Origin of the sequence: Luteitalea sp. (assembly GCF_044337415.1) — a bacterium.
Taxonomy (GTDB): Bacteria; Acidobacteriota; Vicinamibacteria; order Vicinamibacterales; family Vicinamibacteraceae; genus Luteitalea.
The window spans coordinates 41,685-68,397 of record NZ_JBIINP010000009.1 but is presented as its reverse complement, the minus strand read 5'-3'; the positions used below and the strand labels follow the sequence as shown (position 1 = coordinate 68,397).

General features: G+C 70.3%; 21 protein-coding genes. 6 read left to right on the top strand and 15 right to left on the bottom strand.

What is annotated here, in order from left to right; genetic code table 11:
* Window positions 1-413: 413 nt before the first annotated feature.
* From ACIRDX_RS03310 to ACIRDX_RS03300, 3 genes are all read right to left on the bottom strand, one after another.
* Window positions 414-4,007, bottom strand: a complete 3,594-nt coding sequence (locus ACIRDX_RS03310; RefSeq protein WP_396623977.1) for a TonB-dependent receptor domain-containing protein — start codon at window positions 4,005-4,007, stop codon at window positions 414-416.
* 234 nt (window positions 4,008-4,241) lie between these two features.
* Entirely contained in the window at window positions 4,242-6,074 is a 1,833-nt protein-coding gene (gene typA, locus ACIRDX_RS03305) for a translational GTPase TypA (protein WP_396623976.1), read from the bottom strand.
* Window positions 6,075-6,184: 110 nt separating this feature from the next.
* Window positions 6,185-7,264, bottom strand: coding sequence for a CpaF family protein (locus tag ACIRDX_RS03300; protein WP_396623975.1), 1,080 nt, complete (start codon window positions 7,262-7,264; stop codon window positions 6,185-6,187).
* Window positions 7,265-7,392: 128 nt separating this feature from the next.
* Between ACIRDX_RS03300 and ACIRDX_RS03295 the strand changes: the two genes are divergently transcribed.
* From ACIRDX_RS03295 to ACIRDX_RS03280, 4 genes are all read left to right on the top strand, one after another.
* A complete protein-coding gene (locus ACIRDX_RS03295) occupies window positions 7,393-8,421 on the top strand; it encodes a hypothetical protein (RefSeq protein ID WP_396623974.1) in 1,029 nt (342 codons plus the stop codon).
* A gap of 75 nt (window positions 8,422-8,496) precedes the next feature.
* On the top strand, window positions 8,497-9,048 hold the full coding sequence (locus ACIRDX_RS03290) for a hypothetical protein (protein WP_396623973.1): 552 nt from the start codon (window positions 8,497-8,499) through the stop codon (window positions 9,046-9,048).
* Complete coding sequence (locus tag ACIRDX_RS03285; protein WP_396623972.1) at window positions 9,045-9,668, top strand: hypothetical protein; 624 nt, start codon at window positions 9,045-9,047, stop codon at window positions 9,666-9,668. Before ACIRDX_RS03290 ends, ACIRDX_RS03285 begins: the two co-directional genes overlap by 4 nt.
* 83 nt (window positions 9,669-9,751) lie before the next feature.
* The gene (locus ACIRDX_RS03280) at window positions 9,752-10,522 is read left to right on the top strand and encodes an enoyl-CoA hydratase/isomerase family protein (protein WP_396623971.1); all 771 of its coding nucleotides are present in this window, start codon (window positions 9,752-9,754) and stop codon (window positions 10,520-10,522) included.
* A 49-nt stretch (window positions 10,523-10,571) separates the two neighbouring features.
* Here the strand turns inward: ACIRDX_RS03280 and ACIRDX_RS03275 are convergent, their stop codons facing one another.
* The 3 genes from ACIRDX_RS03275 to ACIRDX_RS03265 all read right to left on the bottom strand — a co-directional run bounded on the left by ACIRDX_RS03275 (window position 10,572) and on the right by ACIRDX_RS03265 (window position 14,545).
* Window positions 10,572-11,186 carry a LuxR C-terminal-related transcriptional regulator gene (locus ACIRDX_RS03275; RefSeq protein WP_396623970.1) on the bottom strand — a complete coding sequence of 205 codons (615 nt, stop codon included), beginning with the start codon at window positions 11,184-11,186 and terminating at the stop codon, window positions 10,572-10,574.
* Window positions 11,187-11,355: 169 nt separating this feature from the next.
* Window positions 11,356-12,456, bottom strand: a complete 1,101-nt coding sequence (locus ACIRDX_RS03270; protein WP_396623969.1) for a hypothetical protein — start codon at window positions 12,454-12,456, stop codon at window positions 11,356-11,358.
* The gene (locus ACIRDX_RS03265; protein WP_396623968.1) at window positions 12,419-14,545 is read right to left on the bottom strand and encodes a thiamine pyrophosphate-dependent enzyme; all 2,127 of its coding nucleotides are present in this window, start codon (window positions 14,543-14,545) and stop codon (window positions 12,419-12,421) included. Before ACIRDX_RS03265 ends, ACIRDX_RS03270 begins: the two co-directional genes overlap by 38 nt.
* A gap of 182 nt (window positions 14,546-14,727) precedes the next feature.
* On the opposite strand from ACIRDX_RS03265, the gene ACIRDX_RS03260 reads away from it, so the two are divergent.
* Window positions 14,728-15,036, top strand: coding sequence for a cupin domain-containing protein (locus ACIRDX_RS03260; RefSeq protein WP_396623967.1), 309 nt, complete (start codon window positions 14,728-14,730; stop codon window positions 15,034-15,036).
* Window positions 15,037-15,199: 163 nt separating this feature from the next.
* On the opposite strand, the gene ACIRDX_RS03255 is transcribed toward ACIRDX_RS03260, so the two are convergent.
* The 3 genes from ACIRDX_RS03255 to murJ all read right to left on the bottom strand — a co-directional run bounded on the left by ACIRDX_RS03255 (window position 15,200) and on the right by murJ (window position 18,916).
* The gene (locus ACIRDX_RS03255) at window positions 15,200-15,940 is read right to left on the bottom strand and encodes a rhomboid family intramembrane serine protease (protein WP_396623966.1); all 741 of its coding nucleotides are present in this window, start codon (window positions 15,938-15,940) and stop codon (window positions 15,200-15,202) included.
* A 134-nt stretch (window positions 15,941-16,074) separates the two neighbouring features.
* Window positions 16,075-17,304, bottom strand: coding sequence for an MFS transporter (locus ACIRDX_RS03250; protein ID WP_396623979.1), 1,230 nt, complete (start codon window positions 17,302-17,304; stop codon window positions 16,075-16,077).
* Window positions 17,297-18,916, bottom strand: a complete 1,620-nt coding sequence (murJ, locus tag ACIRDX_RS03245; protein WP_396623965.1) for a murein biosynthesis integral membrane protein MurJ — start codon at window positions 18,914-18,916, stop codon at window positions 17,297-17,299. The genes ACIRDX_RS03250 and murJ overlap by 8 nt, the downstream gene beginning before the upstream one ends.
* A 41-nt stretch (window positions 18,917-18,957) precedes the next feature.
* On the opposite strand from murJ, the gene ACIRDX_RS03240 reads away from it, so the two are divergent.
* Complete coding sequence (locus ACIRDX_RS03240; protein ID WP_396623964.1) at window positions 18,958-20,547, top strand: tetratricopeptide repeat protein; 1,590 nt, start codon at window positions 18,958-18,960, stop codon at window positions 20,545-20,547.
* Here ACIRDX_RS03240 and ACIRDX_RS03235 read toward each other — a convergent pair.
* The 6 genes from ACIRDX_RS03235 to ACIRDX_RS03210 form a co-directional block, all read right to left on the bottom strand.
* Complete coding sequence (locus tag ACIRDX_RS03235; protein ID WP_396623963.1) at window positions 20,528-22,183, bottom strand: CRTAC1 family protein; 1,656 nt, start codon at window positions 22,181-22,183, stop codon at window positions 20,528-20,530. The two genes, ACIRDX_RS03240 and ACIRDX_RS03235, sit on opposite strands and share 20 nt — an antisense overlap.
* A 146-nt stretch (window positions 22,184-22,329) precedes the next feature.
* A complete protein-coding gene (locus ACIRDX_RS03230) occupies window positions 22,330-22,788 on the bottom strand; it encodes a GatB/YqeY domain-containing protein (RefSeq protein ID WP_396623962.1) in 459 nt (152 codons plus the stop codon).
* Window positions 22,789-22,830: 42 nt separating this feature from the next.
* Window positions 22,831-23,670, bottom strand: coding sequence for a hypothetical protein (locus ACIRDX_RS03225; protein WP_396623961.1), 840 nt, complete (start codon window positions 23,668-23,670; stop codon window positions 22,831-22,833).
* A gap of 169 nt (window positions 23,671-23,839) precedes the next feature.
* Window positions 23,840-24,943, bottom strand: a complete 1,104-nt coding sequence (locus tag ACIRDX_RS03220) for a DegT/DnrJ/EryC1/StrS family aminotransferase (protein ID WP_396623960.1) — start codon at window positions 24,941-24,943, stop codon at window positions 23,840-23,842.
* On the bottom strand, window positions 24,943-25,938 hold the full coding sequence (locus ACIRDX_RS03215) for an NAD-dependent epimerase/dehydratase family protein (protein WP_396623959.1): 996 nt from the start codon (window positions 25,936-25,938) through the stop codon (window positions 24,943-24,945). The genes ACIRDX_RS03220 and ACIRDX_RS03215 overlap by 1 nt, the downstream gene beginning before the upstream one ends.
* Window positions 25,935-26,687, bottom strand: coding sequence for a glycosyltransferase family 2 protein (locus ACIRDX_RS03210; RefSeq protein WP_396623958.1), 753 nt, complete (start codon window positions 26,685-26,687; stop codon window positions 25,935-25,937). The genes ACIRDX_RS03215 and ACIRDX_RS03210 overlap by 4 nt, the downstream gene beginning before the upstream one ends.
* Window positions 26,688-26,713: the final 26 nt, after the last annotated feature.

The following is a 26,713-nucleotide window of genomic DNA, read 5'->3' as shown; positions in this document are numbered from 1 at the left end:
CGGCAGTCGGCAGTGAGATGCTCCGAGTCCTGAGGCGTGAGCTGCGGCCGTCGGCAGTGAGACGCTTCCGAGCCCCAAGCTCCCAGCCCCGAACCGTTGAGCTGCCGGCAGTCGGTGGTCGGCAGTCGGCAGTGACGTGCTTCCGAGCCCCCAGCCCCCAGCCCCGAACCGTGAGCTGCCGGCAGTCGGCGGTCGGCAGTCGGCAGTGAAGTGCTTCCGAGCCGTGCGGTGACGGCAGTGGGCAGTCGGCAGTGAGAAGCTTCCGAGCCCCAAGCCCCAAGCCCCAAGCCCCGAGCCCCGAGCCCCAAGCCCCGAGCCCCAAGCCCCGAGCCCCAAGCCCCGAGCCCCTAGACTGAGAAGGCCCTCCCCGGAGCCGAGGAGGGCCTGTGCATCGCGCGCCGCGCCGGCGGCGCCTAGAACGTGAACTTGACCGCGAGCTGCGTCACACGCGGGCCCACGGCGAGACCGGTCACGCGGCCGAACGTGGTGCTGTTGATGTCGTAGTCGCCAACGAAGAAGATCGCGCTGTTGGTGACGTTGAAGAAGTCGCCGCGCAGCTCCACGCCGTAGCGCCCGCCGAACGTGAACCGCTTGGACAGCGAGGCATCCCAGCTCAGGACCGACGGGCCGTCCAGCGACAGTCGCTGCAGGGTACCGAGCTGGCCCGCCGAGGGATTGAAGAACACCTGTCCGTTGAAGCTGGCGGTGTTGGTCAGGTTGTCCGGGCCCACGGCGCGGCCGGTCGCCGGGTCGATCACCTTCGGATCGATGTAGTAGACGATGCCGTTGGCGTCGGTGCGGATGCCGAACAGGTCCTTGATCTCGTCGCGTGAGAGGGACGTCACGGCCATGTTCCCACCCGAGCGTCCGCCACGGTTGAAGGTGCCGCGCGGCGCCAACAGCGAGATGGGCGCGCCGCTCTGCCAGCGCACGATGTTGGCCAGCTGCCAGCCGCCGAACACCGCGTTGAGGAACCCGCCGCGATCGAGGAACCGGCGCCCTTCGCCGAACGGCAGCTCCCAGATCACGTTGGCGTTGATCACGTGGCTGACGTGGAACTCGGCGCGGTTACGCTCCAGCTCCGGCCGGTTGTTGTCGAGCAGGGGCTCGAACCGGGCCTGCGTGGTGCCGGGCGACGAGGCGAGGGCCTTGCTGAACGTGTAGTTGACCTGTGCGAGCACGCCTCGCGACATGCGTCGCCGCGCCTCGAGCTGCAGGGCGTGGTAGTCGGTCTGCGCGTTGGACACGATCACGTCCGCGGCGTAGATGTTCGGGTTGGGCAGGAAGGCCTGCGCGGCGCCGGCCACGCGCTGGGTGATGTAGAAGTCGGCCAGCGACGCGACGGCGCCGGTCTGCACCGCGCTGACGATGGTGGCGTTGGTCAGCGCCACGCCGAACGACGGCAACACGGTGAGCGGCTGGCTCCCGGGGACGGCGGCGTTGTAGTTCGGGTTGAACGGCAGGCCGGCCGCCTGCGCCGCGAAGCCGTTGCCGCGCGCCCGCAGGAAGTCCTGCAGGAACGGGTCGGGGATGTTGATCTGGTTGTAGTCGAGGCCGGTCCAGATGTCGCGTCCCATCGTGCCGACGTAGCGCGCCTCCACCGCGGTGTTCCATCCCACCTCGCGCTCGACGCCGAACGTCAACTGGTGGACCCTCGGCTGGCGGATGTCCGGATCGACCGTGAAGGCCGCCGACGTGGGGCTCAGCGCCAGCTGGTCGAGGTAGGTGCGCGGCACCTTGAAGGCCGGCGCCGCCACGGTGGGGATGCCCTGGCCCGCGAAGGCATAGAGGTTGGTGCGCTGCAGCGTGCTGTCGAGGCCGGCGTTGCCGACGGCGGCGTTGCGGCCGACCGTGATCGTCTCCTCGTTGACGAAGGCCATCGAGTAGGCGGCGCGAACCGATGTCTTGCCGTCGCCGAACGGATCCCACACCACGCCGACGTTGGGCGCAAGGTTGTTCCGGTCGGCCTTGTAGAACCCGCCGTTCACGAAGTCCACCGTGCCGGCCGGGTTGAGCACCGTCTGGATCGGGTCGCCCGTGTTCACCGGCAGCAGGGCCAGGTTGTTGTCCTCGCGCAGCGGGCTGAAGTACTCCCACTTCAGGCCGGCCCGGATGGTGACGTTCGGGCGGATGCGCCAGCTGTCCTGCAGGTACACGGCGTAGTTGTCGAAGCTGTAGTCACGGATGTTGGCCAGGCCGGGCACGTAGCCGGAGTCGCGGTCCTCCACCTGGAACGTCTGTGACACCGACGAGACCACGCCCCCGAGGAACGAGAGCTGCGCGTTGGCGGCCGCGAGGTCCTGGGCGCTGATGCCGCCGGGGAACTGCGCCGTCGTGAGCTGCACGCTCGAGGGGGCCGCCGCGCTGAAGCCGAAATTGACGGTGGGGAAGCGGCCGGCGTAGTTGTACGGCTGCACCCGGATCTGCTGCAGGCTGCCGCCGAACTGCAGCGTGTGGTTCCCGGCCGCCAGCGATGCCGTGTTCACGTACTGCCGCGTGCGCGTGTCGCGCCCCTGCGGCTGGAACGTCACCACCGGATTGGTGAGCGCGCCGCCGATGCTGGGCATGTTGAACAGCGTGTCGGAGAACTGCTGGTCGTTGTAGAAGCCGACCGGGGCCAGGTTGGCGCCGATGCGCAGCTCGTTCTGCAGCCGCGACGTCGGCGTCCAGCGCCACGCGCCCACCACGAAGTCGGTGGTCGACTCGGTGTACGTCAGCGGCCGGGCGCTGATCGTGTCGAGGTCGGTGCGGTCGTCGGTCTCCTTGAAGCGCGTGTAGATGACCTCGAAGCGGTTGTTGGCACTCAGCGAGTAGTCCATGCGGAGCCCGAACTGGTCGCGGTTGTTCAGGTCCTGCTGGTTGAAGCGGTACCCGCCCGTGTTCAGCCCGTCGCCGAGGTCGCTGTTGTTGACGTTGGAGGGCGAGGCGAAGCGGCTCGTGAGTTCGGAGCGCACACGCGGGTCGACCGGCAGCCCGGAGAGCTGGAGCACGTTGACGGACCGCTGCTGGCCGGCCAGGTCGCGATAGCGGAACACGCCGTCGGCGAAGTCGGCGTTGCGCGGGATGCGGTTGTTGGGCGAGGCCTCGTTCTCCTGCCGGAAGGCCTCGTAGTAGCCGAAGAAGAACAGCTTGTTGCGCCGCACCGGCCCGCCGAACGTCGCACCGAACTGGTTGCGGTTCAGGTACGGCTTCTCGATGCCGTCGCGGTTGTTGAAATAGCGGTTGGCGCCGAGCGCGGAGTTGCGGTTGAAGATATAGGTGCTGCCGCGGAACTGGTTGGTGCCCGACGGCGTCACCAGGCGGACCTGCGACGACCCGCCCGCCGAGTCGGCGCCCTGCGTGTTGGTCACGATGCTGAACTCGGCTACCGTGTCCGACGTCGGGCGGTTGGGCACGAAGTCGAGGCCGTTGACGCGGATGAAGTTGTCCTGGATGTTGACGCCGTCCTGCGTGACCTGCGTCCAGGAGGGCCGGCCGCCGTTGATCGCCGTGTTCTGCCGCACCGGGGTGCCTGGCACGCCGGCCTGGAGGCGAATCAGCTCGATCGGGTTGCGCCCGTTCAGCGGCAGGTCCTTGATCTGCCGCTCGAGCACCGTCGTGGTGACCTCGGTGCTCGTGGTGTTCACCAGGTCGACACCCGCCGTCACCTCCACCGACTCGGTCAGCTCGCCGACCTCCAGCGTCGCCGCCAGCGAGTACTCCTGCCCCGGCGACACCCGGATCCCCGTGTAGCTCTGCGACTTGAAGCCGGCCAGCGCCAGCTTCGCGGTATAGACGCCGACCTCGATCTGGCGGAAGGCGAACGACCCGTTGGCCTCGCTCACCGCCTCGCGCGTGTCGTTGGTGCCCTCGTTCACCAGCGTGACCGTCACTCCCGGCACCACGCTGCCCGACCCGTCACGCACCATGCCCACCACGGCGCCGACGGCACTCTGGGCGCGGGCCGTCCCCGCGCATACCCCCAACGCGACCATCAGCATGGCCGCAAGCCTCTTGGTTCTCTCCATCACTTCCCCTTCCTCCAGAGCACGCCGGTGCGGGGTTCGGGCGCCGGGGGCGACCGGGAGTCCCACAGGGACGAAAGGGAAGATTCTTGGGATGTATGGCGGCCGTGTCAAGGTCCCGGCGTGACGTGAAACGTCAGCCGGTGTTCACGCGTCAAACGCGCGCCCGAACGACGAAAGGGCAGGTCCGGCACCCGCCGGCCTGCCCTTCGTGAGGAACGCCCGTTGCCGTCGCGGTCAGTCGCGGCGCGGCCGCTGGTTCTGCGCGAGGATCCGCTTGCGCAGGCGGATCGCCTTCGGCGTGATCTCGACGAGTTCGTCGTCGTTGATGAACTCGATCGCGGCCTCGAGGCCCAGCTTGCGCGGCGGGATGATGCGGATGGCCTCGTCGGCCGACGAGGCGCGCATGTTGGTCTGCTTCTTCTCCTTGCAGACGTTGACGTCCATGTCGTTGTTGCGCGAGTTCTCGCCGATCAGCATGCCCTCGTAGACGTCCGTGGCCGGGTCGATGAAGATCTCGCCGCGCTCCTGGAGGTTGGCGATGGCGAACGACGTCGCCACGCCGGCGCGGTCGGCCACCAGCGCGCCGGTCGGACGCGACGGGATCGGGCCGGCCCACGGCTCCCAGCCGTGGAACAGGTGGTTCATGATCCCGGTGCCCTTGGTGTCGGTGAGGAACTGGGACCGGAACCCGATCATCCCGCGCGCCGGCACCTTGAACTCGAGGCGGACGCGGCCGCTCCCGTTGTTGACCATCTTGGTCATGGTGCCCTTGCGGATGCCGAGGGCGGCGATCACCACGCCCTGGAACTCCTCCGGGACATCGATGACGACGTCCTCGACCGGCTCGAGCTTGCCCTCCGGCGAGTCCTTGGTGACGATCTCGGGCCGCGACACCTGCAGCTCGAAACCCTCGCGCCGCATCATCTCGATCAGGATCGAGAGCTGGAGCTCGCCGCGCCCGACGACCCGCATCTGCTCGGGCGTGTCGGTCGGCTCCACGCGCAGCGACACGTTGCCGAGCAGCTCCTTCTCGAGGCGCTCCTTGACCTGCCGCGACGTCACGTACTGGCCATCGCGGCCCGCCATCGGCGACGTGTTGACGCCGAAGATCATCGACACCGTCGGCTCGTCGATGGCCAGCGGCGGGATCGGCTTCGGCGTCTCGGCGCTGGTCACCGTCTCGCCGATGGTGATGTCCTCGATCCCCGCGATGCACACGATGTCGCCGGCGGCGGCCGTCTCGACGTCGACGCGCTTGAGTCCGTCGAAGGCGAACAGCTTGGTGATGCGCGTCTGCTGGATCGTGCCGTCCAGCTTGGCCACGCCGACGAAGTCCCCGACCGTGATCCGCCCGTTGAAGATGCGGCCGATGGCGATGCGCCCGAGGTACTCGCTGGCGTCGAGGTTGGCGATCAGGATCTGGAGGATGCCCTCCGGATCGCCCTTGGGCGGCGGCGTGTGCTCGATGATGGCGTCAAACAGCGGCTTGAGCGTGTCGCCGCGCTCGTTCGGGTCGAGGCTCGCCTGGCCGTCACGCGCCACGGCATAGATCACCGGGAAGTCGAGCTGGTCCTCATCGGCGTCGAGGTCGATGAACAGGTCGTAGACCTCGTTCAGCACCTCCTGGACGCGCGCGTCGGGCCGGTCGATCTTGTTGATGACCACGATCGGCTCGAGGCGGCGCTCGAGCGCCTTGCGCAGCACGAAGCGGGTCTGCGGCAGCGGCCCTTCCGACGCGTCGACGAGCAGGACGACGCCGTCGACCATCGAGAGCGTGCGCTCGACCTCGCCGCCGAAGTCGGCGTGGCCCGGCGTGTCGCAGATGTTGATGATGTGGTCGAGGTACCGGACGGCCGTGTTCTTGGCCAGGATGGTGATGCCCCGCTCGCGCTCGAGGTCCATCGAGTCCATCGCCCGCTCCGCCACGCGCTCGTTGGAGCGGAACGTGCCCGCCTGCGCGAACATCGCGTCGACCAGCGTCGTCTTGCCGTGGTCGACGTGGGCGATGATGGCGATGTTGCGGCGGTGCGGGTTGGCAATCTGTCGGGCGTGTTCTGCTGCGGACATCCGACCAGTATACCGGGAGCTCGTGTCGTTCGCCCCCTGATCGCCACTGGGCAGGCGACAGGCCGCAGGCGACAGGCAGCCTGTAGCCCGTGGCCCGTGGCCTGTTCGCCTCACGTGAGTCCCAGCAGCCGGTCCACCGCCTCACCTGCCACCAGGCGCAGCTTCTCGTGGAACTTCGGGCGGGTGCCGGTGGCCACGAACTCGCCCACCGCGCGGCCATCCGCGGCATAGCCGGCCAGCCGGTACTCGAACAGGTGCCGCATCGTGACCTGTCCGTCGTGCACCGCGCCGACCTCGCTCACGTGCGTGAGCCGGCGGACGCCGTCCTGCAGGATCTGGTGCTGCAGGACCAGGTCGACGCTGGTGCTGATCTGGCGCTGGATGGCCCAGAGCGGCAGGTCGAGCCCGCGCGAGAGCAGCATCAGCTCGAGGCGGGCCACGGCGTGGGCCGGCGAACTGGCGTGCAGCACGGCCATCGACCCGTCGTGGCCGCTGGTCATCGCGTGCAGCATCTCGAAGGCCTCGTCGCCGCGAATCTCGCCCACCAGGATGCGGGTCGGCCGCATGCGGAGGCTGTTGCGCAGCAGGTCGCCCAGCGTGATCGCCCCGGCGCCCTCGTTGTTGGCGCGCCGCGACTCGAGGCGGACGCAGTGCGCGATGGCGAGGTCGAGTTCGGCCGTGTCCTCGATCACCACCACACGCTCGCCCCGGGTGATCTGGTTGGCCAGGATGCCGAGCGTGGTCGTCTTGCCGGTGCCGGTACCGCCGGCAAACACGATGTTCAGGCGCGCGCGCACCGCGCAGGCCAGGAACTCGGCCATCGGCATCGTGAGGGTGCCGTGCCGGACCAGGTCGTTGAAGGTCCGCACCGCGTGGGTGAACTTGCGGATCGTGACCGCCGGCCCCTGCAGCGACACCGGCGCGATGCACACGTTGACGCGGGACCCGTCCTCCATCCGGAAGTCGGCCATCGGCGACCGTGCGTTGACGCCCCGGCCCGCCGCCACCACGAGGTTGTCGACCAGGAGGTCGAGTTCCGACGGCTGCGCGAACACGCCCGGCACCTCCACCATCCGGCCCGCGCGCTCCACGTACACTTGCAGCGGCCCGTTGATCATGATCTCGGTGACCGCCGGGTCCTCGAGCAGCGGCCTGATGGGGGCCAGCCCGGGTTTGTCGATGATCCGCATGTCGGCTCCTGCGAGTGGGGACGCGTGCGCATCCTACCCGAGGTGGCCCTGCAGGGCGCGGCGGCACGCTGGCGCCCAGGGCGTGCTCCGTTCGGCCCGCGCGTTCCCACCGTTGAGGAGTACAGCCCATGACCCCCCTCGCGTGGCTTGCCCACGTCCTGACGGCCACGGCCTGGCTGGCCTTCCATCTCGTCGTCGGTACCGGGCTGATGCTGCTCTCGGCCAACCTGGCGACGCAGCCCGGGGCCGAGGCCGGCGTCGTCTTCGTCCGGCTGTTCGCGACGCTGTGGGTGTACGTGGCGGCGTGGAAGTGGGTCGTGCGCGGCGTGCTCGCCCGGCCTGAACCGCCGTCCCAGCGGAAGAAGCCCACGGGCGCGGAGGTGGCGCGCAGTTCGCTGGGCTGCCTGGCCAACCTGGTGCCGATTCCGATCCTGTATCGCCTGCTCGGCCATCAGGCGGACCTGGCGTGGGCCGGCCTGACGGGGCCCGATCCGCGGCACCCCGCGCGCCGGGCTGCCGAGCAGGGGCTGGCCGCGCTCTACTTCGTCGTCGACCACGCCGACCAGTGGGTGCCCGTCCTGATCGGCACGATCTTCATGCTCATCCCCGTCGCCATCTTCCGCGCCGTGCGGCGGCAGAAGCGGCATCGCGATGGGCATGTCGACGCCGCAAACGCGGCGACGCTGGCAAAGCTGCGTGCGCGCAAGGCAGGCCAGCCCGCGCAGGCCGCAGGTCACAGGGTGGCCGACGCGCATCGCGTGCCGACCGGACCGCCTCCGCCCCCGGCACGGGGCGCGGGTCGACAGGACGTCGTGCTCGGCCAGCTGACCTGGTCGTCCGCCGAATCGGCATGGTGGGGGCAGCGCGAGGACGGGTTTCCCGTGCTCGTGCACGGCACTCCCGATGGCCCCGACGCGGCCGCCCTGACGCAGGCGCACCAGGTGGTGCAGCGCTCGTTCGAGGTGCTGCTGCGAGCGTCCGAGGCAGCGCGGCCCGAGGCGCAGTCGCGCGGCGTGGGGTTGTCCCGCTTTACCATCGCGGCGGCGCACGTGAGCGGCAAGGACACGCGCCTGCACCTGCGATGCGATGCCGACGCGGGGCACGACTATGTGGTGCGCTCGACCGATGGCCTGCTCACGTTCGCGACGCGCTCGTGAGACACGAGTCCGGTTGCGTCCGCGCCCTGCCGCGCCACCACATCACGCGGGCCGTCGCTCGCCAGGAGTCCTCCCATGTCGCCGTTGCTCATCGTCGGACTCGTCCTGCTCGCCGTCGTGGTCGCGTTGTCGCTCATGCAGCGTCGTGCCCAGGTGGACCACACGAGGCGCGGTCACACGCCGCCGCCGCGTGAACCGGCGTCGCCCGAGCCTGCCGCCGCCGGCGATGGGCACCATGCGACGCAACTCGACGACCCCCAGCTGGGGCCGCTGGTCTTCAACGGCGAGCGTCTCTGGCAGGCCGACTCCCTCGACTTCGACGGCATCCCCATCCTCGCGGAACTCCAGGGCGATGCGCAGGGACCGCACCCGTTCGCGCGGCGGTACGCCGCCGCCGCGCACGCCGACGCGAAGGGCCTCTGGGCGCGGGGACGTGACCTGGTGGCGGCCGAACTGCAACGGCGCGGGCAACTGACCGACGACATCGAGCCGTGCGAGCTCGCGGTGGACGTCGAGGACGGCAGGCCGGTCGGGTTCCTGTGGTACATCGCCGGCGACTTCGAGGGCGAGATCGGCGTATCGACCCGTGACGAGTGGCGCACGCTCGCACTCGAGGTCATCGAGTGACCCCGCTGCTCGTCGTCGGCGTCGTCCTGCTCGCGCTGGTGATCGGGCTGTCGGTGCTCCAGCGGTCACGCCAGCGCGACTTCGCGTCCGGTCCAAGGGCTGGCCCCGGGGCGCAGCCAGCATCACCCGCTGCGCGTCCCTCGCCCCCCGCGCCCGGAGACCCATCGGACGACCCGGACTGGCCGTTCCGCACCGACCCGTACTGGGGAGAGCTGATGTGGGACCACGAGTCGAGGTGGGAAGCCGACGGTGCGCCGCCGATCGGCAATGACCATGTCACCGTCGTGCTGTTCGCGGGGCGTGAAGGTCCGGGGGCGGCGCACCGCGAGTGGTACGAGGCGGCTCGCGTCAGGGGAGACGCGCTGGTGCAAGAAGCCACCCGCCTGATTGGTGCCGACCTCGCGGGGCGCGGACTCGGACACGTCGACCTGTCGCTTGACGAGGTGCACATCGGCAAGCACGCCGCCGACGTGCCCTTCCAGGGGCGCCTCGAGTTCGAGGCGGACCATGCGCGTGTCGAGTGGAGCGACGTCCGTTCGCTGGACCTGTGGCGCACGCTGGATCTGGACATCGAAGTCATGGATCCGGGCGACGTCGAGGGTGACGACGAGGACGCGTGACCCGGCGCGTGGGCGTGGGGCGGAAGGGATAGACTGCTGGCAGGGGCCGTGATTCCGCGTCCCCGTCGATCTCGGAGCCGCACGTGCAGCACATCTCGCTCGATCGGGAAGAAGGCATCCTCGTCATCACTCTCGCCCGGGGCAAGGCCAACGCCCTGACCCACGAGATGGTCGACGAACTGCACCAGGCCCTCAACCATGCGCGCGTCGACGACCGCACCCACGGCGTGGTCATCACCAGCGCGGGGCCGAAGGTCTTCTGCAGCGGCTTCGACGTCGCGGAGGTCTTCACGTACCCGCCCGACGTGCTGACGCGCTATATGCGGCGCTTCATCGAGCTGTTCGACAACCTGCGCACGCTGCCCAAGCCGACGGTGGCCGGCATCAACGGCCACTGTTTCGCTGGCGGCGCGATCCTCGCGCTGGCCTGCGACGAGCGGCTCATGGCCGAGGGCGACGTCCAGTTCGCCCTCAACGAGGTGACGCTGGGCGTGGTGTTGCCTCCCCGGATGGTGCGGGCACTCGCGTCGGTGCTACCGGGCGCCACCGCGCGCCAGATGATCCTCGAGGGCCACGTGTACAAGGCCACCGACGCCCAGCAGCACGGCATCGTGGAAGAGCTGGTGCCTGCGGGCAACGTGCGGCACCGGGCGCTCACCATCGCGCGCCAACTGGCGGCCAAGCCGCCACGCGCGTTCGCCGCCCACAAGGCCGCGCTTGTCGAGGCCGGCGGCGGACCGCCCTACACGCCGGAGGAGATCGTCGCCATGGCCGAGGAGTTCAGCGCGGTGTGGTTCGACGAGGAATGCCGGTGCTACCGCGACCTGCTCGTGTCGAAGATGCAGGCGAAGTAGGAACGGGCCACGGGCTGCAGGCTGCCTGTGGCCCATGGCCGCCGGTGGCCTAGATGTGCAGCAGTCCGCGGTCGAGCGCGTGCCGCACGGCCTGCGTGCGCGTGCGCGCGTCGAGCTTGCCGTAGATCGACGCCACGTGGAACTTCACCGTGTGCGGGCTGATGCCGAGGCGCTCCGCGATGCGCTGGTTGGACAGTCCTTCGGCCAACAGATCGAGGACATCCTGCTCGCGCTCGGTGAGGGTGGCATCGTGCAGGTCGTCGGTGACGTCGGCACGTGAGGCCACCGTCGTCCCGGCGGGCACGGGACGCATCCAGTCCCCCGGCGCCACGGCATAGCCGGCGTCGATCATCTCGAGCGCCTGCCGCAACTGCGACGGCGACACGTCCACCGGCAGCGCTGCCCACCCCGACAACGCGAGGCCCCGGAGGCGGTCCACGGCGGGCGGCTGCGCGCCGAGGACGGCGAGCCCCTGCAGCGGCATCAGCGCCTGCATCCAGTCGCGGCCCTCCGGCACGGCATCGGCCAGGCCCACCGACGCGGTCACGTCTTCCGCGTCGCTCGGCAGCGCCGCCTCGGCCGCGGCCGACAGGCCGGCACCTTCGAGACGTTCACGAAGCAGACCCCGCCGGCGCGCCGACGGGGCGATGAGGAGGATGTCCATGTGTACTCCTAGGACGCGTCGACGAGGCCGCCCGGTCTGATCACGGTAGCAGGTATGTCACGGATCGGGGGCGGCAGCCGGGAGTCGGCGGTCGGCAGTCGCCCTTTGCCTTGTCCCTTGGCCCTTGCCCCTTGTCCCTTCGACATTGCGGCATCGCAGCATCGCTGAATTACCAGGGAACAAACTCATAGAGCCCCGGCGTCACCAGCAGTCTCCCGTCGCGCGCGAACCACAGGGACGAGGGCGTGAGGACGCCAGCTCCGGCCAGTTGGAGGGTGCGGACCTTCTCGCCGTCGCGGTCGAAGACGTAGACGTGTGACGTGGGCAGGGCGATCCACAGGCGCCCCTGCCGATCGACGGCCGCCGTGCGCACGCTCGGCACCACCACGGGAAAGCTGACGTCGTCCACGCTGCGTCGCCGCCAGGTGGTCGGCAGGGCCTGCACGATCGGGTCGAGCTCGCGGCCCTGGATCATCCGCTCGAACTCCAGCGTGCCGGTGGCGGAGTACTTGCGGAAGGCCGGCGGGCCTGCGAGGAAGACCACGTAGACGCCCCCGTCGGGGGCCGGCAGGGGCAGCGCCGTGTTGAGGGCCAGGTGCACGTCGGGGTCGGACTCGAAGCCGGTGCGCCGCAGCAGGCCGAACTGGCGCTGGATCGCGCCCGTGACGCTGTACTCCGACACGAGGGCGCCTCGCTCGGGCTGGTTCACCAGGACGGTCGTGCCCGTGTACCTCGCGGCGGCGATGCCGTTGAACACCACGTTGTCGATGGTGACGCGGGGCGACTCCGAGGTGGCCACCGAGAACGTGTTCAGCACCTGGCCGTTGCCCTGGAACACCGAGACGCGTGGCTGTCGTCCGGGCGCGTCGGCCACGATGAAGTCGCCGCTGTCGGCCACGTGGAAGGCGGTGGGGCGAAGCACCCGGCCCACCTCGTACCCGATCTCGACGAGCGGCCGCACGGCGGTGCGGGCCGGATCGATGGCGTAGACGCGATGGCGACGCCGATCGAACACGAGGGCGGTGCCGTCGGGGCGCGTCGCGAAGCCGTGAGCGTCCTCGAACTCGCCGGCGAGGAAGGCCGGGATGGCCCCGGCCGAGCGCAGCACCTCGACGCGCGTTGCGGCGATGAGGCGCGCGCCGAGCGGTGCCAGTCCGCCTGGGAGCAGCGCGTCCAGCCCGAGCGTCAGGAGGCAGAGCAGGGCGCCGCAGGCGGCGCCCGTCGTGAGAGGGCTAGTACGCGGCGAGCTTGCGGATGGCGGCAAGGACATCGGCCGACTGCGGAAGGATCTCTTCCTCGAGGTCGGGGCAGTAGGCCACCGGCGTGTCCATGGCCGCCACGCGCAGGACCGGCGCGTCGAGGTGCTCGAAGAAGTGTTCGGCGACGTGCGCGGCGATCTCGGCGCCGAAGCCAGAGGTGAGCGTGTCCTCGTGCGCGACGATCAGGCGATTGGTCTCGCGGACTGCCTGGCCGATGGTGTCCCAGTCGCACGGCATGATCGTGCGCAGGTCGATGACGCGGACGCTGATGCCGTCCTTCTCGGCCTGCTGCGCCGCCAGCAGCGTGCGCTGCACGAGGGCGCCCCAGGTGACGACGGTCATGTCGGTGCCGGCGCGGCGCACGGCCGCGCGCCCGAACGGGATCGTGAAGTCCGCACCCGGGTACACGCCCTTGTTGTAGGTCTGGCGATACAGGTGCTTGTGCTCGAGGAACAGCACCGGGTCGTCGCAGCGGATCGCCGTGCGCAGCAGCCCGGCCGCATCCACGGCATTGCTCGGGAACGCGATGTGGATGCCCGGGCAGTGGGCGAAGATGCTCTCGCCCGACTGGCTGTGGTACGGCGCGCCGCCGCGCAGGTAGCCGCCGATGGGCGATCGGATCACGACCGGCGCCGTGAACGTGTTGTTGGACCGGTATCGCAGCATCGTGAGTTCGTCACGAATCTGCATGAACGCGGGCCAGATGTAGTCGAAGAACTGGATCTCGACCACCGGCTTGAGGCCACGCGTCGCCATGCCGGTGGCGCGGCCGACGATGTTGGCCTCGGCCAGGGGCGAGTTGAACACGCGCTGCCCGCCGAACTCGCGCTGCAGCCCGTGCGTCACCTTGAAGACGCCGCCCTTGCCCGAGACCTCGGCCAGCGCGCCCTCGCGGCTCGCGTCGGCCACGTCCTCGCCGAACACGACGATGCGCGGATTCGTGCGCATCTCGTCGTGGAGCGTCCGGTTGATGGCGGCGACCATCGTGTCGGGCTTGCCCTCCACCACCGGTTCGGATTCCCAGCCTGGCGCCGTGACGTCCACGTCGGGAGAGAACACGTACAGCCCGGCGGTGTCGCGCGTCGGCTTGGCGGCCGCGAGTGCGATGTCGGTGGCCTCGTTGATCTCGCGATCCACGTCGGCCTGCAGGGCGTCGAGATCCTCGCGCGTCGCGAGGCCCTCGGCGATCAGGTACTCGGCCGTGCGTGTAATCGGATCGCGCGTCGCCTCACGGGCGCGCTCGGCCGCCGTCTTGTACAGCCGTTCATCGTCCGACAGGGAATGCGAGTAGGGGCGAATCACCTTCGCGTGCACGAAGGCCGGGCCCTCGCCGCTGCGCGCGTAGGCCACGGCGTCTTCCATCACGCGCAGGCTGGCCAGCAGGTCGGTGCCGTCGACCCTGAACACCTTCAGGTGCGGGAAGCCCTCGACCAACCTGGAGATGTCGCCGCCCGGCGTCTGCACCTCGACGGGCACCGAGATGGCGTAGCCGTTGTCCTCGATCAGGTAGACGATCGGCAGTCGGCCGTTGCTCGCCGTGTTGAGCGACTCCCAGAACTCGCCCTCGCTCGTGGTGCCGTCGCCGATGGACACGTAGGTCACGGCGTCGGGGGCCGGGCGCTCCGCGTCGGGCAGGCCCGGGAGTTCGGTGAGCAGGCGCGTGGCCTCCGCACAGCCGATGGCCTGCAGGCACTGGGTGCCCGTGGGGCTCGACCCCGACACGATGTTCCAGCGCGTGTGCCCCCAGTGCGACGGCATCTGACGGCCGCCAGACGAGGGGTCGTCCTTGGCGCCAACGCCCTGCAGCAGCATCTCGAGGGGCGTCACGCCGAGCGCGAGACAGAAGGCGCGATCGCGGTAGTAGGGATAGGCCCAGTCGACGCCAGGGCGCAGCGCCATGCCAGCCGCGACCAGGATCGCCTCGTGTCCGGCGCCGCTGATCTGGAAGAAGATCTGGCTCTGGTTCTTGAGCTGGATCTCCTTGTCGTCGAGGCGACGGGACAGGACCATCCACCGATAGGCTCGCAGCAGCACGTCGCGCGAGAGGGCCTGATCGGGGGCCAGCGTCGAAGAGGAGGGATGCGCCGCCACGGTCTTCATGATGCGGCGGGAACGGGTCTGACGGCGAGGGTGGACTCAAGCATGCACAATGCTTCTTTTCTGATGCATCCCGATTATAGGACGGCCCGCTCCTTACTGTACCGCGAGGCGGCGTCGGCACGATGGACGGGCGGTCAGGCAGGTCGGGCGCGGGGGGACACGCCTGCCGGGTACGATGAGGCATGCCCCTGTACCGCTGGGATGAGATCGCGCTCGAGAAGGTGACCGAGATGGTGTCGCGCAAGGTCGTCCGGGGCGAGCGGGAGACGCTGACCCAGGTGTACCTCAAGAAGGGGGCCCTGGTGCCGCTGCACGCGCACGACGAGGAGCAGATGACCTACGTGCTCCAGGGCGCGCTGCAGTTCCTGGTCGGGGGCGAGGACGTGCGGGTGGAGGAGGGCGAGGTGCTCCACATCCCGAGCGGTGTCGCCCACCAGGCCGTGGCGCTCGACGACACCTTCGTGCTCGGCGTCTTCAGCCCCGCGCGGTAGGAAGCAATTCGGAATTCAGAATTCAGAGCGCCGCCTGCATCACGACGGCGCGAACGTCGCGCGACTCGAGGTCTGAGCACTGAGCGAAGAATCCCGAACTCCGAATGCGAATCCGGAATTCCGAGTTCTGAACTCTGAACTCTGAATTCTGAATCTTGAATTACTAGTGGACGTTCCACCCGCCGCCGCGCCCGCCCTGGTGGACGCCGAACTTGCGGCGGGCCCGCTGCAGGCGCCACTTGGTGTAGCGGTACTTGATCTCGGCGGTGAGTCCGCCCCGGCCCTGCATCAGCAGCAGCCAGCCCGTGACCAACCCGCCCAGGTGCGCAAGGTGCGCCATCGTGCCGCCTGACGAGGTGATCGACAGGAACAGCGTGATGGCCCCGGTGATCAGCACGAAGATGCGGGCCGGCACCGGGAACAGGAAGTACATGTAGATCGGCCGGTTCGCGAACGTGATCCCGAAGGCGGCCAGCAGTCCGTAGATGGCGCCCGACGCGCCCACGGTGGCGGTGAGGTACAGGCTGGAGGCGAAGCCGAACGGCAGCAGCGAGGCCGCGATGGTGGTGGCCGCGGCCCCGAGGCCGCAGAGCAGGTAGAAGCGCGCGAAGGCCCGGGTGCCCCACAACTGCTCGAGTTCCACCCCGAACATCCAGAGCGCCAGCATGTTGAACACGAGGTGCGTGAGCCCCGCGTGCAGGAACATGTAGGTGAACGGTTGCCAGATCCAGAACGACTCGAGCACCGCCGCCGGCGTGAGGCCGCCCCAGGTCGTCAACGCCGGCGCGACCAACTGGGCCAAGAAGCCCACGACGTTGGCGATGAGCAGCGCCTTGACCGCCGGCGTCAGCGGACCCGGACCGAACTGGTACGACACGCGCGCATAGCTGGGTGGGCGAGGCACGTCACCAGTCTACCCTTCACCCCTTCCCCCTTCGGCCTTCCGCCCTTCCGCCCTTTCCCCTTTCCCCTTCCCCCTTCGGCCTGAGTCATGACTCATGACTCATGACTCATGACTCATGAGGCATGAAGTGCCCCTCACTCCTCGTCTGCGGCTGGGTCCACGGCGGCCACGTTCACCTCGACGGGCTCGACGTGGATCGGCAGGGGCGGGGCTGCTGGCAGGCGCGACGCGAGAGCGGCCGCCACCAGGGGCAGCGCCCCGAGCAGCGTCAGGGTCGTCGGCAGCCCGAGCGCATCGGCAACGGTGCCGGTGACCGGCACCAGCATGCCGCCCGTCCCCCACGCCACGCCCATCATCAGCGATGACACGGTGGCGGCACTGTGGGGCGCGAGTGCCTGCCCGAAGCTGACGTTCACCGGGAGGGTCGACTGCAGGAACAAGCCCCCGAGGGCGAGCAACCCGGCAAAGGCCCACCCCTCCGCCTGCGGCGCCACGAGGAGGAACGGCGCTGCCATGACGAACGAGAGCAGGATCACGCGCCGCGGCCCGAAGGCGTCGGCCAACCGGCCTCCCCAGAACCCGCCCACGCTGGACATGAAGAGGTACAGCGCCATGGCACTGCCGGCCTCGCCGACCGACAGGCCCTGCCGTGTCAGCAGGACGGGCACGAACGTCGCGAACGACAGCGACACCACCGTCCGCATGACGACGAGCACGTAGAGGAGGAACAGGTTCCTGGCCTGCGGGCGCAGCGCGGCCAGGCCGCCGTGGTGCGCGTGCGGCTCGGCCAGCGGCAGGGCCGGCACCAGGCGTGCGAACAGCAGGGCGCAGGCCAGTCCCGGCAACAGGAACCACGTGGTGGCCCCGAGGCCGTACCGGCCCGCCGCATTGGCGACGATGAGCGGCGACAGGGCGAAGCCGACCGATCCGCTCGTCACGAAGACGGCCATGGCGGTGCCGGGCTTCAGGCGCCCGGCCGTGTGCGCCACCATGGCGCCGGGCGGATGGAAGGCCGCGACGCCGAGCCCTCCCACCACCAGCACCAGGGCCAGCACGGCCTGGTGCTGCACGAGCCCGATCAGGCTCAGGACCACCGCGCTCACGAGGGGGCCCGCGATCAGCAGGGCGCGCGCATGGCCGCGGTCGGCCAGCCGGCCGAAGCCGAGCTGCGAGAGGGACGCCGCGCCCTGGAAGATCATCATCAGCGTGCCGGCGGCCTGCAGGCTCATGCCCAGCCTCGGCATCAGCAGCGGCAGCAGGGGCGCGTACATGTTCGAGTAGGCGTCCACCATGAAGTGCGCCGACGAAACCACGCCCAGCGGGCGGCGATCCACCGGCGGCGTCGCTCTGGCCGGATCAGGCATCGCCACGGGTCGAGGTCTTGCCGCGTCCGCGGAGGCGGCGCAGCAGGCGCCCGGCCGCCTCGTCGAACTCCTGGATGCGCAGGGCGCGCGCCGCCAGCACGAGTACCACCAGCGCGACGCCGATGGCCGACGCCACCCGGACGACCTGGGCGACCAAGCCGGGGCCCGGCACCACGCGCGCCTCCAGAAGGGCGTGTGTACCCCACGCCGCCCCTGCCATCACCGCGCTCGCGATGCCGATGCGCACGAATGTGGAGGCGAGCCGCCTGGCCTCGATGCCGCCGATCCGCCGCCGCAGCAGCACCAGCAGCAGCCCGGCATTCAGCAGTGACGCGAGCGCGGTACCCAGGGCGAGCCCGACGTAGCCGAGTCGTCCCACGAAGGCGAGGCTCAGCGCCGCGTTCATCAGCACCGCGGTGACGCTGATCACCACCGGCGTCCGGCTGTCGCGCAGCGCGTAGAAGGTCGGCGACAGCACCTTCACCGCGGAGTACCCCACCAGGCCAGGCGCATACGCCATCAGCGCCAGCGCGGCCGCCTGCGTGTCGCTCGGCAGGAACTGGCCCCGCTCGAAGATGACGCGCACGATCGGGACGGCGAGAGCCAGCAGCCCGGCGCTGGCCGGCACGGTGAGGGTGAGCATCAGGCGCATGGCATGCGCCACGGTCCGCCTCACGGCCTCCGTGTCTTCCCGGGCGGCGTGTTGGGAGATCAGCGGCAGCGAGGCACTCGCGATCGACACCCCGAACAGCCCGATCGGCAGGTACAGGATGCGGAACGCGTAGTTCAACCACGACACGGCGCCCGGTTGCTGGCTGGTCGCCAGCACGGTGCTGACGTAGACGTTGAACTGGGTGGCGGCCACGCCGAGCGTGCCGGGGCCCATGAGCAGGAGGATCTCGCGGAGGCCGGGGTCTTGCGGCGCGAAGTCGGGCCTGAAGCGGAAGCCCTCGGCGCGCAGCTGCGGCCACTGCAGGAGCACCTGCCCGAGGCCGCCTGCCACCACGGCGAACGCGAGCGCCGTCACGGGCTCGACGCCGAGGGCCGGCATCAGCGGCACGAGCAGGAGGATGCAGGCGATGGACGCGAGGTTGAAGGTGGCCGGGGCGAGCGCCGGCACGAAGAACCGCCCGAGCGCGTTGAGCATGCCCATCGCCGCGACCGAGACGGCCACCAGCGGCAGGAACGGGAACATGAGCCGCGTCAGGCGCACGGTGAGCTCGAACTTGCCGGGCACCGCCGCGAACTCGCCGGCGAAGGCGCGCGTCATCGGCTCGGCGAAGAGGATCCCCACCAGTGCGATGAGCGACGTCACGAGCAGCAGCGCGGTGATGGCCCGCCGGCCGAGTGTCCAGGCGGCGTCCTTGCCCTCGCGCGTGAGCGTGCGGCTGAAGGTCGGCACGAAGGCGGCGGTCATCGCGCCCTCGGCAAAGAGGTCCCTGACGAGGTTGGGCAGCCGGAACGCGACGTTGAACGCGTCCATCTGGTGACTGGCGCCGAACGCATGCGCCAGCACCTGTTCCCGCACCAGCCCCAGGATCCGGCTGGCCATCGTCGCGCTGCCGACCAGGCCGGCGGTGCGGGTCAGGGAGGGGCCGGACGGACGCGTCACCGCGCCATTCTCGCACGCGGACTCGCGCCGGTCCTGTCCGGGTGCGGTTGACGGATCCGTCGCCGACGGCCTACAAGTGCTCGGTGATGAACTCGCTCGGCATGTCGGTGGTGATGGTCATGCTCGTCGGCGGCCTGCCGGCCCCGGGGCTCGCGGCACAGGCCCTGCCGGCGAGTCGTCCCCAGCCGGCTGCCGGCGGTGAGGATGCCGCGGGGCTCCGTGCGCAGGGCGAAGCGGCCATGGAGGCCTCGCGCTTCGGCGAGGCCGAGGCGATCTACCAGCGGCTCACGGCCCGGGTCCCGACCGACGCGGTGGCCCACATGCAGCTCGGGATGGCCCGCGCGATGGGTGGCCGCACGGGCGAGGCCATCGCGCCCCTGCAGGAGGCCCTGCGCCTCCGTCCCGACCTCCTGCCCGCGAAGCTGTTCCTCGGCATCTCCTATCTGGAACTGGGCCGGCCGAAGGACGCCGTCGCGCCGCTCCGGCAGGTGGTGCAGGCCGACAAGGACAACGCCAATGCGCGCCAGGCGCTCGCCGAGGCCCTGCTGTCGCTCGACCAGTTCGCCGAGGCCAGCGTCCAGTTGCGGGCCCTCGCGACCGCGCAGCCCGAGTCGCCGCAGGTGTGGGCCGCGCTCGGCCGCAGCTACGAAGGTGTCGCCCGCGACGCCTTCGCGAAACTGCAGGGCCTCGATCCCGACTCCCCGTACGTGTGGCTGCTGGCCGCCGACGTGATGACGGTCGAGGAGAAGTACGCCGGCGCGTTCTCGCTGGTCAAGAAGGCGCAGGCGGCCTTGCCGACGCTGCCGGGCGTCCACCACACGCTCGCGCGCCTGTACGGGGCCAGCGGGCACGCCGACTGGGCGGCCGTCGAGCAGAAGAAGGCCGAGGCCGACAAGCCGGCGTGCGCGACCGTGCCCGTGGCCTGCGCGTACCTGTCGGCCGACTTCGAGGACGTGCTCACGCGCACGGCGACGGCCACCCAGCCAGCCCCGCTCTATTGGCGGGCCAAGGCGGCCAACGATCTGGCCGGCAACGCCTTCGACAGGCTGGAGAAGCTGCCGCCGTCGGTCGAGCTGTACGTGGTGCGGGCCGGCATCGCCCGCGACCAGAACCAGCCGCTCGAGGCGGCCGCGCAGCTGCGCGAGGCGCTGAAGCTCACGCCCGGCGATCCCGGCCTCGAGCGTGAGCTGGCCGGAGCGCTGTACGCGGCGCGCGACTTCGAGGCGGCGCTCCCGCTCCTCGAGAAGCTGCACACGATGGTGCCCGACGCTCCCGACCTGCAGGTGGCCCTCGGCGAGGCGCTGCTGCAGGCCCAGCAAGTCGATCGCGCCGTGGAGTTGCTCACCAGGGCCGCCGCGGCCGACCCCTCGCTGCTGCCCGCCCAGGCCGCCCTCGGGCGCGCGCTCGTCCAGAAGGGCGACCACGCGGCGGCGATCCCGCACCTCGAGAAGGCCCTGGCCGCCGACCCGGACGGCAGCGTGCACTACCAGCTGGCGCAGGCGATGCAGCGCACCGGCAAGCCCGATCGCGCCAAGGCGCTGCTGGCCGAGTACCAGAAGCGGTCGCAGGCGGCCGCCCCCGCCCAGGCCACGCCGGCCGAGGCCAGCGCGATCACGCCTCCGGTTCCGTGATCACCACCACCTGATCGATACCGGGCGCCTGCACCACCTGCGTGCGGCCCGAGGGCCACGTCACCTCGATCGTCGGCGCGTCGGTCGTCGCCCCGAGCCCCACGTGCACGCCCTGCATCGTGGATGATGCGTAACCTGAGGATGACGAGAGGGCGAAGCGGCGACCGCCGACCGTGACCACGGCGCCAAGCCCGTCGCGGTTGGAGGCGCGGCCCCGGAGGCGCACGCGCAGCCAGTGGCCGGCCGGTCCCTCGTTCTTCCAGATCTCGACCGGGCCGCCGAGGCTCGTCGTCACCAACTCCAGGCGTCCGTCATCGTCCAGGTCGGCGGCCACCAGGCCGCGGTGCGCGGCTGCGGTCGCCGCCAACTCCGGGCCGGCCTGCGCGGTGACGTCCTCGAAGGTGCCGCCGCGGTTCAGCAGGATGGCGTTCGCCTCCTTGTAGCTCGACGCCTCGAAACGATCGATCAGGTCGTTGACGTGCGAGTTGGCGGTGGCGATGTCGACCCGGCCGTCGTTGTCGAGGTCGGCGAAGGCGAGGCCCCACCCGCTCCGCTGGCTGCTCGGGGCCGCCAGCTTCGCCTGGTGCGTGCCGTCGTGGAAGGTCATCGCGCCGTCGTTCACGTAGAGCGGGAACGTCTCGCCCTTCAACGCGGTCACCAGCAGGTCGGGCCGGCCGTCCCCGGTGACGTCGTGCACGGCGGCGCCCATGCTCGAGATGGGGCGCCCGAAGCTCGGCAGCGCCACGCCGGCCAGCAGGGCGGTCTCCTCGAAGCGGCGCCCGTCGACGTTGCGGAACAGGAAGTTGGGCACGCCGTCGTTGGTCACGAACAGGTCGTCGCGGCCGTCGGCGTCGAGGTCGGCCACGGCGACGCTCATGCCCTTGCCGACATGCGCGGCGATGCCGCTGGCCTTCGACACGTCCTCGAAGGTGCCATCGCCCTTGTTGCGGTACAGCTGGTTGGGCAGGCCCGAGAAGTACTTGGGGTGACAGTACACGCGCAGGTCGCGCATGCGGTCGCCACAGAACCGATCGGCCTGGGGCAGCCAGTCGAGGTAGTTCACGACGAACAGGTCGAGCCGCCCGTCGCGGTCGACGTCGACCCACGCGGCGGCCACCGACCACGCCGAGGGCCCGATGCCCGCGCGGGTCGTGACGTCCTCGAAGCGCCCGTCACCAGCGTTGCGGTAGAGCGTGGCCTGCCCGACGCCCGGTACGAAGAGGTCGACATGGCCGTCGTTGTCGTAGTCGGCCGCGGCCGCGCCCATGGCGTACCCGCGCCCGGCCAGGCCTGCGCGCTCGGTCACGTCCTCGAACTTCATGCCACCGAGGTTCCGGTAGAGGCGGTTGTGATAGCGGGCGTCGGCCTTGGCCAGGGCGGCGGTCGCGTTGCCGTTGGCGAAGAACAGGTCGAGGCGTCCATCGCCGTCGTAGTCGAACGCGGCCAGGCCGCCGGGCATGGTCTCGATGAGGCGCTTCTGCGGCGTCGGGGCGTGTTCCAGCGTGAACGTGACGCCGCTGGCCGGCTGCACGTTGCGGAACCGGGGAACCGTCGACTGGGCGACGGCGGGCGCCGCTGCGAGCAGGAGCAGGCAGGTCGAGCGCCGCAACAGCGAGAAGTGGGGGAGGACAGACAAAAAAGACGGCCTCGTTGAGGGACGAGGCCGTCAAAGGAGGATGGATGAGAGGCTCGTTTCAGAAGCCTTCACCTCTTATATGACGTACCTCGGTGAAGAAAGTTTAACGGTGTGATGGCCCGGCCCGTCGGCGCGGCCAGCCCGCCTCAGGCGGTGCCGAGCCGCGCCTTCACCTGCTCGTTGACGGCCTTGCCGTCGACGACCTGACCGGCCAGCCGCGGCATCAGCACCTTCATCACCTTGCCCATGTCCTTCGGCCCGGTGGCACCGCTCTCGCGGACCGCCTCGTCGATGAGGGCCGCCAGCGCCGCCTCGTCGAGCGCGGCGGGCAGGTAGCGCTCGAGGATCGTCGCCTCCCGGCGCTCCTTGGCGGCCAGTTCCTCGCGCCCTGCGGCGGCGAACTGGCTCGCGCTGTCCTTGCGCTGCTTCACGAGCGCGGTCACCACCTGCAGGGCCTCGCGGTCCTCGAGGTCACGCATCAGCTCGACGCGCTTGTTGGTGAGCGCGGTCTTGAGCATGCGGAGGGTATCGAGGGTCTCCTGGTCGCGGGACCGGAGGGCCGACGCGAGGTCGGCGTTGACCCGGACGGGAAGCGAGTCGCTCATGCGTTCCTGTGGGCGCGCCCGGACAGGCGGGCGTTCACCCGGCTATGGCCGTGGCGGCGTGGGGGAGTACGGGTTGATGTACTTGGCGCGATCGGGCTCGAGCGTCGAGGGCGTGGCCGCCGACCCCGGTGCCTGGCCTGCGGGGAGGCCGTACGGATTGCCCGGGGCTGCGCCGCCATTGGCCGCTGCCCCCGGGCCCCCCTGTGCTGCGGGCGCGGGAAGGACCCCGGGGCGATTCGTGGTCTGCCCGAGGGCTCCGAGCGGCGACGTCGCTGGCTGCGCGGCGCCGCCCTGGGCCGCCGCCTCGGCCGCCTGCTGTTCGGCCTGCCGAGCCGCGAAGTACCGCTGCGGATTCGCGTAGTCGAAGTTGGTCGACGACACCGGTTGCTCGCCGCCGGGCTGCGTCGGCGCTTCGTCCTGGACCAGCGCCTGCTGGTCCAGGGCGTCTTCTTCCATGGCCACGGGCGCGGTCTGCGCCATGGGCGCCGGAGTGGGCCGCGCGGGTGCGTTCCTGGCCGCCGTGCTGGCCCCGGGCGACGAGCCCATGACGATCACCCGGTCGAAGCGCGACAGGTTGGCGGCGGCCGCCTGGGCGCGTGGGGCCGCGATGTAGCCCGCCGCGCCGCGCAGGACGATGTCGAGGGCCTCCCGCTCGGGCACGTTCTCGAGGCGGAGGGTCAGGGGGGCGCCCGGCACGCGCTCGCCATCGACGACGCGCACCTGGCCCTGCCGGGCCCATTCGGCCAGGATGGCTGCGGGCGTGGCGTTCTGGGTGACCAGCGTCACCCGCCCGTCCCGCAAGGTGAGGCTGATGGTCTGCGCCGAGACGGACACGGCCGACACCCCGAGCAGGGCGGCGGCGAGCAGGAACGGTCGGGTCATGGGACCACCTGGCACGCGCGCGACGAACGTCGACGAGCAGACGACGCGGTGCGCACGAGAGACAAGTATAGGACTCTTGTCGGCAGTCGGCAGTCGGCAGTCGGGGCAGGTAGGGCGGGATGTCCTCATCCCGCCGTGAGCTGTCGACGGCGCGGTGGGACACCGCGCCCTACCGGTTGCCGAAGCTCATCACCGCGTCGGCGACCAGATCCGCGTCGTCCATGGACAGCGAGGGGTACAGCGGCAGCGAGCACACCTCGCGCGCGGCCCTGACGGCCTCGGGGCAGTCCGCCGGGGCTTCCGACTGGAGGGCAGGCTGCTCGGTGAGCGCCTTCGGGTAGTGCACCAGCGTCTGCACGCCGTGGGCCAGCATGTGCGCGCGGAAGGCCTCGCGCTGGGCGGTCCTGACCACGAAGAGGTGGTAGACGTGCCCGGCATCGAACTCGCGAGGCACGTGCACGGGCGCGCCCGCCAGGCGGGTACGGTAGCAGGCGGCGAGCGCCCGGCGCTGGTCGGTCCAGGCGGGGAGCCGCTGGAGCCGTTCGCGGAGGATCGCGGCCTGCATCTCGTCGAGCCGCGAGTTCACGCCGAACTCGTCGTGCTGGTAGGTGGTGCGTTGGCCGCCGTTGCGGAGGCGCTTCAGGCGGTCGGCCAGGGCGGCATCGCCCGTGGTGATGGCGCCGCCGTCGCCGAGCGCGCCCAGGTTCTTGGTCGGGTAGAAGCTGAACGCCGCGCCGCTGCCGAAGCTGCCCACGGGGGCGCCGCCGCAGGTGGCCAGGTGCGCCTGCGCCGCGTCCTCGACCAGGGCCAGGCCGTGGCGCGCGGCCAGCGCGGCGATGGCCGGCATGTCGGCCGACTGCCCGTACAGGTGCACCGGCATGATCGCGGCGGTGCGTGGCGTGATCGCGGCCGCAATCGTCTCGGGCGTGATCGTGTGGCGTTCCGGGTCGATGTCGGCGAACACGGGTCGCGCGCCGGCCATCATCACGGCGAGCGCGGTGTAGGCGGCCGACAGCGGGGCGGTGATCACCTCGTCTCCCGGGCCGATGCCGAGGCCGCGCAGCAGCAGCGCGATGGCGTCGGTCCCGGTGTTCACGCCGACGGCATGCGGGGCGCCGGCGGCGGCCGCGAACTCGGCCTCGAAGGCCTCGAGCTCCGGTCCGAGGATGAACCAGCCGCGATCGATGACGCGGTTGACGGCCGCGCGCAGGGCGTCGGCATCCTCGCCCGGGCGCAGGGACAGGAACGGCACGCGGACGTCGGGGGTGTGCATCACAGGTAGCGCGGCAGGTGCTCGCGGTAGAAGGCGATGGTGCGCGTGAGGCCCTCGCGCAGGGTCACGGTCGGCTCCCAGCCGGTCGAGGTGCGGAAGCGCGTCGAGTCGGCGTAGAAGCTGCCGATGTCGATGGCCTTCTTCTCGGCGGGCCACTCCACGAAGCGCCGGCGCCCGGAGTTGGCGACCTCGATCATCAGCTCGACGAGGTCCTTGTGCTTGATGGGCTCCGACCCGCCGACGTTGAAGGCCTGGCCGTTGCACGCATCGGAGGCGCCCGCGCGCAGGAACGCATCGCAGGCATCGTCGACGTACACGAAGTCGCGCATCTGCATGCCGTCGCCGAAGATCTCGATCTCCTGGTCCTCGACGATGCGGCGGATGAACCAGCCGATGAAGCCCTGGCGGTTGTGCTTCACGAGCTGGCGCGGGCCGTAGATGTTGGTGAGGCGGAGCGAGCAGGCGCGGACGCCGAACACGTTGTTGTAGACCAGGTGGTACTGCTCGCCGGCGGCCTTGTTGATGCCGTTGACGTCGGTCGGGCGCACCAGGTGGTTCTCGTCGACGGGCAGGTAGTCGGGCTTGCCGTAGATCTGCCGCGTGCCCGCGAACACGACCTTGACGCCGGGGTTGTTGCGGCGACAGGCCTCGAGGACGGTCATCTGGCTGCGGCAGTTGATCTCGAGATCCGTGTAGGGATCGCGCATCGAGTCGATGTGACTGACCTGCCCGGCCAGGTTGAAGATCACCTCGCGCCCCTGCACGAGGTAGTTCATCGTCGTCTGCTGGCGGATGTCGGCGACGTTGACGTGGACGCGATCCTCGATGCCGCGGATGTTCTCGAGCGAGCCGCCGTAGTCGGGGATGAGCGAGTCGACCAGCAGCACGTCGGCGCCGAGGTCCACCAGCTGGCGCGCGAGGTTGCTGCCGATGAAGCCGAGCCCGCCCGTGATCATCACGCGGCGGCCGCGGTACGACGCCAGGTAGTCGCTCATGCCTGCGCCTGCGGGCCCGCCTGGTGCGCCTTCTTGATCACCAGGTCGTGCCAGAGCCGCAGCACGTCGAGGCCGGTCCTGAAGATGCGGCGGAAGTTGAAGAACTGCGACTTGCCGTAGGCGCGGTGGAAGTGATGCACCGGCACCTCCGCGATGCGGAACCCGGCGTCGGTGATCTTCTTCATCATCTCGAGGCAGATGACGCCGCTGTCCTTGGTCAGCGTCACCGTGTCGAAGATGGACCGGCGCATCAGCCGGAAGTCGCAGTCCACGTCGCGCACGTGGAGGCCGAACAGCGTCTTCACCGTGTGGTGGTACATCCGGCCGATGACGATGCGGTGGAACGGGTCGGAGCGCGAGATCTTGTAGCCGTTGACCAGGTCGACGTCGGGGCCCATGCGCTCCCACAGCAGGGCGACCTCCGAGGGGTCGTACTGGGCGTCGCCGTCGGTGTAGAAGACGAAGTCCTTGGTGGCCGCCGCGAAGCCGCTGCGCAGGGCGCCGCCGTAGCCGCGATTCTTCTGGTGGTGCACGATGCGCACCTGCGGGTACATCCGGGCCAGTTCGTCGAGGATGTGGGGCGTGTTGTCCTTGCTCCCGTCGTTGACGACGATCACCTCGTGGTCCGGCGTGAGCGCGCGCGCAGCCAGCAACGCCGACACCACCATGCTGGCGATGGTGCCGCTGTCGTTGTAGGCCGGGAAGAAGATGCTCAGACCGGCAGGTGTTCTGGCAGGAGTCTCTGGCATACCCGAACAGGCAACACTAGCACACC